Annotated in this window: 6 protein-coding genes; 3 read left to right on the top strand and 3 right to left on the bottom strand. The window is 38.9% G+C overall.

All coding sequences use genetic code 11. The annotated features are described in order from the left end of the window. Window positions 1–355: 355 nt before the first annotated feature. Window positions 356–1,042, bottom strand: a complete 687-nt coding sequence (locus tag HW347_RS16115) for a hypothetical protein (protein ID WP_214612762.1) — start codon at window positions 1,040–1,042, stop codon at window positions 356–358. A gap of 356 nt (window positions 1,043–1,398) precedes the next feature. Between HW347_RS16115 and HW347_RS16110 the strand changes: the two genes are divergently transcribed. The 3 genes from HW347_RS16110 to HW347_RS16100 all read left to right on the top strand — a co-directional run bounded on the left by HW347_RS16110 (window position 1,399) and on the right by HW347_RS16100 (window position 4,346). After that, complete coding sequence (locus HW347_RS16110; RefSeq protein ID WP_038237398.1) at window positions 1,399–1,731, top strand: single-stranded DNA-binding protein; 333 nt, start codon at window positions 1,399–1,401, stop codon at window positions 1,729–1,731. A 112-nt stretch (window positions 1,732–1,843) separates the two neighbouring features. Beyond that, window positions 1,844–3,940 carry a DNA helicase RecQ gene (gene recQ / locus HW347_RS16105; RefSeq protein WP_214612761.1) on the top strand — a complete coding sequence of 699 codons (2,097 nt, stop codon included), beginning with the start codon at window positions 1,844–1,846 and terminating at the stop codon, window positions 3,938–3,940. Window positions 3,941–4,022: 82 nt separating this feature from the next. Then, complete coding sequence (locus HW347_RS16100) at window positions 4,023–4,346, top strand: GIY-YIG nuclease family protein (RefSeq protein ID WP_214612760.1); 324 nt, start codon at window positions 4,023–4,025, stop codon at window positions 4,344–4,346. Window positions 4,347–4,559: 213 nt separating this feature from the next. Here the strand turns inward: HW347_RS16100 and HW347_RS16095 are convergent, their stop codons facing one another. After that, window positions 4,560–5,849, bottom strand: coding sequence for a phenylacetate--CoA ligase family protein (locus HW347_RS16095; RefSeq protein ID WP_214612759.1), 1,290 nt, complete (start codon window positions 5,847–5,849; stop codon window positions 4,560–4,562). Next, entirely contained in the window at window positions 5,849–7,525 is a 1,677-nt protein-coding gene (locus HW347_RS16090; protein ID WP_214612758.1) for a C45 family peptidase, read from the bottom strand. The genes HW347_RS16095 and HW347_RS16090 overlap by 1 nt, the downstream gene beginning before the upstream one ends. Window positions 7,526–7,533 lie beyond the last annotated feature (8 nt).

Below are 7,533 nucleotides of genomic sequence, written 5' to 3'. Positions count from 1 at the left end.
CGATGCAAATTTTGAAATTAAAAAGCAGCAAAAGCATGAAGCCCTTGCTGCGCGGGATAACAAATTGATGACTCAACTTGTTTCCTGAAATTTTAAAGAAAAAACTTGTTTTTTAACACAGTACCTATGGCAAGTAGGGCAGGCAAGGAAACTTTTCGTTGCCGTCTGGTCTGCGAGCCAGAGCTTTTTGTTTTGTAATTATCTTATTATTTTAATTGCCAAATCCAAAAGATTTGGTGGACTTTATAGAAATACACTAAACTTTGGATTAAGCACCAAAACCCGTATTAAATTTAGCCATTGTTGGCTGTAGTTTTTTGGATAAGATAAATTTTATTACAAGACTCCTTATTAACTAAGTAAGAGTTAGATTATCAAAAGGGTTTTCTTCATTTTCTAAATGGAGAATTAATTTATCAAATCCCTCTCTAAATGAAGGTAAATATTTTTCAGGCTTTCTAATAGCATAGCTTTTAATCAAATCTAATGTACCCTCCTTATATTCCAGATATCTTTCATTTTGACCTCCTAATTTCAAAATTGCTATTTTTTTGAATAAATGAACAGGGAATTTTCCTCCAACAGACCTTTCTGCTTTTCTTTCAAAAGACACAGCACCAATATATTCAGCCAAAAAATTAATATCTAACAGTTTTGGGAAAATTTCTTTTTTATGAAATAATAAATTGGTTACAATTTTATTGATATAATTTTCTAGTTCAATTTCAGAGTTTATTTCTATGGCTGAACTATCAAAATCTTTTATAAAAGTTTTGAATACAAAACCAACAGAATAATCATAATTAAATTTCAATAATTCTTTATTTAAAATTTGATTAAAATATTCTTCAAAAAGAACATTACGAAAATCAATACCTTGAGGGGTAATAAATTTATGAAATTGCCATCTTATAGAAGAATACACCTGGAATTCTTCACTAATTAAATCAATTTTAATACTATCAGAGTCAATTTTAGAAATTTTAAAACCTTCTAACTCTACTCTATTTTTAATAGCTTTATAGATGTCTTCTCTATTCATTATCTTAGTTTTAATACTCCTGAAAAAGTTTTATCTCCGTCTAACAATTTAAAGTTTCTTTAGTAAAATGTTTAATTAATTTTCTTCAGTTTCTTTCTTTTTTTAATTACAGCTAACAATTGTATAAAGCAACTAGTTGCTTTACTTCTATTTTAGACCTAATTTAATTAAATCCTTCAAACTATACAGGCTTACAGTACTTTAAGAGGCTTATTTAGTTTATTTATTCGTTTTCAAACGTTTACAAACGAAAACAATTGTTTTGTAACCGAATACATTTTGGTGCTCGTTCTATGTTTGCAGTGTTGAATCATTGTGGTTCAATAGTATAAACTGTTTAACGTAAAACTAATAGAATGAACGCCTTAAAAAACAAAGTACAGCTGATCGGTAATTTAGGTCAAGACCCAGAAATTGTAAACATGGACAATGGTAATAAACTCGCCAAGTTTTCCATAGCTACAACAGAGAGCTATAAAAATGCACAAGGAGAGCGTGTAGATGATACCCAATGGCATAATGTGGTGGCTTGGGGAAAGACCGCAGAAATCGTAGAAAATTATTTAACCAAAGGAAAGCAGGTAGCGGTAGAGGGAAAACTTACCCACCGCTCGTATGAGACCAAAGAGGGTGAAAAACGATACATAACAGAAGTACGTTGTAACGAACTTTTAATGTTGGGTAAATAGAATATGCCGTTCTTTGCAAACCAAGCGATACCAAGATAGCTCAATACCGTGTTTTGGCTTCGCTTTGTTTGTTAAACTGGTCCTTCCGGACAAGAATCTCTATACGTATTACATGACGCTTACAACAGAACAAGAACTTCTTCCTCTTTTAAAAACAAATTTTGGTTACGATTCATTTCGGCCCAATCAATGGAACGTCATTAGCGATGTACTCGCTAAAAAAGACGTCTTGGCTATTATGCCAACGGGTGGTGGAAAATCGCTTTGCTTTCAGCTTCCGGCATTGGCTATGGAGGGTACGGCTATTGTTATTTCCCCGTTGATCGCCCTAATGAAAGACCAGGTAGATGCTTTGACGGCCAATGGTATTTCTGCAGCTTATTTTAATAGCTCGCTAGAACCGTCAAAAAAGCAAGAGGTAGAGACCAAATTGTATAAAGGCGAATTGAAGTTGCTTTATGTGGCGCCAGAGAGTTTGGCGTTGCTACAACATCTTATATCTGAAATAAACATCAGCCTTTTTGCTATAGATGAGGCCCATTGTATCTCTTCTTGGGGGCATGATTTTAGGCCGGCATATACGCAGTTAGGAAGTTTAAAACGGCAATATCCGCAGGTGCCTATAATTGCATTGACGGCTACGGCAGATAAAACCACTCAGGACGATATTTTAGATCAGTTGCGCATTCCGCATGCATTGCGGCATTTGGCTTCTTTTAATCGTCCTAATATTTCGTTGGAAGTACGTCCGGCACAAGACCGCATCACACAGATTCTAGAATTCCTAGCAGAGCGACCCAACGAAAGCGGAATCATCTATTGCCTAAGCCGAAAAAGTACACAGAAGATAGCGGATAAACTTGTGGCTTCGGGTTTTAAAGCGAAAGCCTACCATGCTGGTCTTCCCGCTGAAGACCGTAGTAAGGTGCAAGAAGATTTTATTACCGATCGTGTACCCATTATTGTGGCGACAATTGCCTTTGGTATGGGAATCGATAAGAGTAACGTACGCTGGGTGATCCATTATAACCTACCTAAAAATGTAGAAGGTTATTACCAAGAAATTGGTCGTGGTGGTCGTGATAGCCTGCCTGCACAGGCTTTGCTTTTTTATAGTTTTGCTGATGTTGCTCAGCTTCGAAGGTTTATAGCGAACAGCGAAAATGCAGATGTGGAATACGCCAAGTTAGATCGTATGCAGCAATTTGCCGAAGCTTTAAGTTGCCGCCGGATTGCTTTGCTCAACTATTTTGGGGAACACATGACCGAGAATTGTGGCAATTGCGATATTTGTAACCGTCCTCCCAAATATTTTGATGCTACCGTACTCACCCAGAAAATCTGTTCCGGTGTGGCGCGTTTAAAAGAAAAGGAAGCTATGGGTATGTTGGTAGATGTACTGCGTGGCGCTCAGAATGCCCAAGTTCATGAAAAAGGGTATCAGCATGTAAAAACTTATGGAGCGGTTAAGGATCTGTCTTGGCAGGATTTGCAGCAGTATATTATTCAACTGTTGAACCAAGGAGTGTTATCCATTAATTTTAGGGAAGGTGGTCGTCTTTCACTTACACCCTTGGCCAAACAAGTACTTTATGAGGGCAAGGAAATTCAGTTGGCTATTTTAGAGAAAAAGGAAAAAGCTAAAGACAAAAAAGAACGCAAGACAAAAGCGGCGGCAACGGGTCTTTTTGAGAAATTACGTGTACTGCGGCAGCAAGTTGCGGCAGAGCAAAATGTGCCTGCTTATGTGGTTTTTAGTGATGCCAGTTTAAAGGATATGGAACAAAGGCTTCCTAAGAATGAAACGGAGTTTATGGAAATTTCCGGAGTAGGTCAGGCGAAGTTGGAAAAATATGCGGCTATATTCTTGAAGGAAATCAATCAACATAAACCACCGGTAAAGAAGTCAAAAAAGAACCCTAGCCATCAGCTTTCATTTCAATTGTTAAACGATGGTTTTTCAGTTGAAGATATTGCGATGCAGCGTGGCATACAAGTAGGCAGTGTTTACAATCACTTACAAAAAGCTCATGCCGAAGGTGCCGATGTAGATTTGAGTCAATTTATTTCAAAAGAAGAAACGGCAAGCATCAAAAAAGCGCATTCCGAACTTGAAAATCCCGAAGGTCTAAAAGTATTCTTTGAACACTTTGAAGAAAAAATGCCCTACTGGAAAATTCAAATGGGGCTGTACCTAATCGGAAAGTAAAATGCTGGCTATGGGTCTTCTGTAAAATGTTTGGCTGAGCGCAGTCGAAGCCAGCATTTTACATGCACTTAAGAAAACCACTATGGGACCATACTATGTTTACATCTTAGAATGTGCCGATAAGAGTTTCTATGTAGGTTTTACCAATGACGTAAACCGAAGGTTAGCGGAGCATAAATCCGGATTTTATGAAAATGCCTATACCAGCACAAGACGCCCGGTAAGCCTGATGTATCACTTGCAATTTTCTAAAGCATATCAGGCACTTCAGTTTGAGAAACAATTAAAAGGATGGTCTCGGGCTAAGAAAATAGCATTAATGAGCGGTAAGTTCAATACGCTTCAAATCCTTTCTGAATGCAGGAACTATACACATTCAAAGTATAAGCCAGATGGGTGTCCCTAAGCCCTCGACTGCGCTCGGGGTGACATTCCGTAAAAGCTATGTTTTTGGCTTTGCGTACTGCAATTGACGTTAGTTTTGCGTGTTGTGCTTGTCTGAGAGCAGTCTAAAACATACCGTTATTATGTGAGTAGCACCGTATGTCTGAGCGCAGTCTAAAACAAACCATTATTATTTGAGTAGCACCGTATGGCTGAGCGCAGACGAAGCCAGGTGCTACTGCCTCTTATCAATTACACTAATAGGTTTCCTTCCCAGTTTAGACATCCGCAATTTTTGAATCTCTTCGTTGGGACAAATTTGGATGTTGGGAGAAACTCGCAACTTGGACCTAAAATGGTCTTTAATGGCCTGCATTAATTTAGGGTCCGCTGAAGATGAAGCAATTTTTATAAGGATTTCATCTGTACCAATCTCATTATGATATATCTCGAATACATAGCCTTCCACTTCCTCAAAATCGTTCAGAAGGTTATCCATTGCAGGAGGGTAGAGGGTGGTGCCTTTGTATTTAATCATTTGCTTTTTTCGACCAACTACAGGCCCTAAACGCATGGTATTTCTACCACAGGCACAAGGCGAAGTATGGGCTACAACAATATCTCCGGTTTTGAAACGCAATAGGGGCATGGCTTCCACGCCAAGTGTGGTAATGGTAAGTTCTCCTTCCTGACCATCGGCAACAGGCTGATTATCCTCATCCAAAATCTCGGCAATAATAAGCTCCGGATGATGGTGTCCTCCTTGTTGTTCTGAACATTCGGCAAAAGCCGTACTCATTTCAGTAGAGGCGTAGGTAGAATATAATTCAATATTCCATTTTTCTTTTATTTTTTGGGCAAGAACGTTCAATGAAAAATCTTGGTTCCGCAAAGATTCTCCAATACAAATAGCGCCTTTTACACCAGAAGCATTTACGTCTATCCCATGCGTTTCCGCATATTGAATCAGTTTTAATAAAAAGGACGGCACAACAATCAGGTAGCTGGGTTTGAACTTGGTAATCGTATCCCATTGCAGTTCAGGAATACCTGCTCCTACGCGAATAATACCGGCACCCAATTTTCTAACACCCATAAAATAAGCAAGACCGGCCATAAAACGGCGGTCCATGGTGGTGGTCATTTGTAAAATGTCATTTTCGGTAACCCCAGAACAGGTTAAGGAAATAGCTTCGTTATGCGCTAATCGGTCTAAATCTTTATCGGTCTGACCAAGAATTACAGGGTCACCAAGAGTTCCTGATGTAGTGACAAAATCAATGATTTTTGACTTCGGTACACATAGAAAAGCATCATTGTTGTTCTGCAGTTGCTCTTTGGTTGTTACCGGTATTCTAACCAAGTCTTCAAGAGAATTGATATCCGAAGGAAGTATTTTGTACTGCCTAAAAAGACGCCTGTAGTAGGGCGAATTGCTAGTAACGTATTCAATAACCTCTTTAAGCTTCTCTGCTTGAAAGGCCTTTATTTCTTGTATGGATGCTTTTTCTATTTCTGGAATCATTATTTGAGCTTCCTTTTTAGTTTTTTAATATACGTGTTGATGGCCTCTAAATCTGGTACTGTGGTCACTTCTTTAGTCTTGGCGGTTTCAAAAGCGTTTAAAGCTTCCTTATAAAGTCCGTTTTCGTAGTAATACTGTCCCACAAGAAAATGGACTTCCCAAAAATCGGGATTTACCGCTATAAATTCTGATAAGACAGATGGTTCAATTTTTTCTTCGGCAGCAAGTGCAGCTGTTATCTGACTGTTTAACGCTCTATAACGCTCATAATGGCGGTACGCCAAAGTACGTAGAAAAGGGTCCGGTCCTATATTTTTATTTGCGATGGAAATAGATCTAGCCTTTTGATTTTCGTCTGCATTCTTGAAAACCTCATTTAGGTCGTAAGCAACAAACTCACCCAATTGATATGGGTTACTTGATACCCAAACCATAAGGTCTTCTGGTTGAAAGACAATACCGTGGTGCGCTAGCATCTGGTTCAGCGCCTTTTCGTTTCCGTAACCAATACGTTTGTCCTCAAGTCCGTTTCTGTTTCTTAGGATGTCTACTGCGGTCTGTGGGGTTACTTTTGGTTCTTCATCCAGAAGCTCTTCCATACGTTCGTAACGATATTCAGAGTGGCTCTCTAAAATATGTTTTTGGTTCTTTTTATCATTGGCATAGGCCGCACTCTGAAAGTGATTGGAACAAACCAGCTGGTTGCCGTTTTCCACTTCATAAACACCAAAATTATGCGGAGAAACCTCAATCAGGGCTGCTTTTTTATCCTTGGCACTTCCCACGAAAATAGATTCTGAAACAAAGACTTCCCGTTTTTTGGCAATGGCTATTGCTTCCTCAATAGTAGAAGCGTATTGTAAAATCTCTCTGGTGACCAATGATATAGGCGTCTTGGCTACTAAGGGAAATTTAGATTTTCCTGCATTAATCGTTACGGTCAATCCTTGGTCGTTCATACCGGAGACTACGCCAACCATACCTCCCCAGGTAACGGACATAAATTTATAACCCTCATCCGGAGCTACAAATGCAATAATCTTATTCTTAGCGAAATCATCGCCTGCATAGAAATCAAAATTACGGCCAATAATCAGTTTGCCGTCTGCCGTGTGGTCTCCCCAAGCGGCAAAAGAAGAACAACCTACCAAAGCTAAATCTTGTAGGGCATGACCAATATCGTGCGCTCCGTGAAAATACATGACACGAGGATAAGGAGCGGCAATACGGTTATAATCTTTGGAGGCGTATTGAGAAATGCCGTAAATCTCCGCTTTGTATTGCTCATCTACATTTTTGTACATTTTCCGGTTGAACCAAGCCAAGAATTTTCTGAGCAGTTTTTGTTTTCCTTTTTTAGGAACTAACTCATCTATTTTTTCAATAAAGACGCGTTCTTGTTCTTGAAAAAGTTCTTGCGTTAGACTGCCCGTTTTAAGCCCCAATTCATATGGGTTTCCAGAAACATAGAGCTCGTAAAGACCCTGTTGATTTTTGGTCAAGAAGTTATTTCCTAGTAGGAATGTAGAATCTGTAAGTTGTTGCCGCTCCACCACATTCGCTTCGTACTGGCTTATATTGGGCAGGTCTTTCAATGATTTTGAAACGCCACATGACCCCAAAAAAAAGGCTAAGCCTATAAGAACGGATATGTTTAAGAAGAATTTTTTCGACATTACATCAA

This window comes from Zobellia barbeyronii, from assembly GCF_018603515.1.
Taxonomy (GTDB): Bacteria; Bacteroidota; Bacteroidia; order Flavobacteriales; family Flavobacteriaceae; genus Zobellia; species Zobellia barbeyronii.
This window is presented reverse-complemented; position numbering and strand designations above follow the sequence as displayed.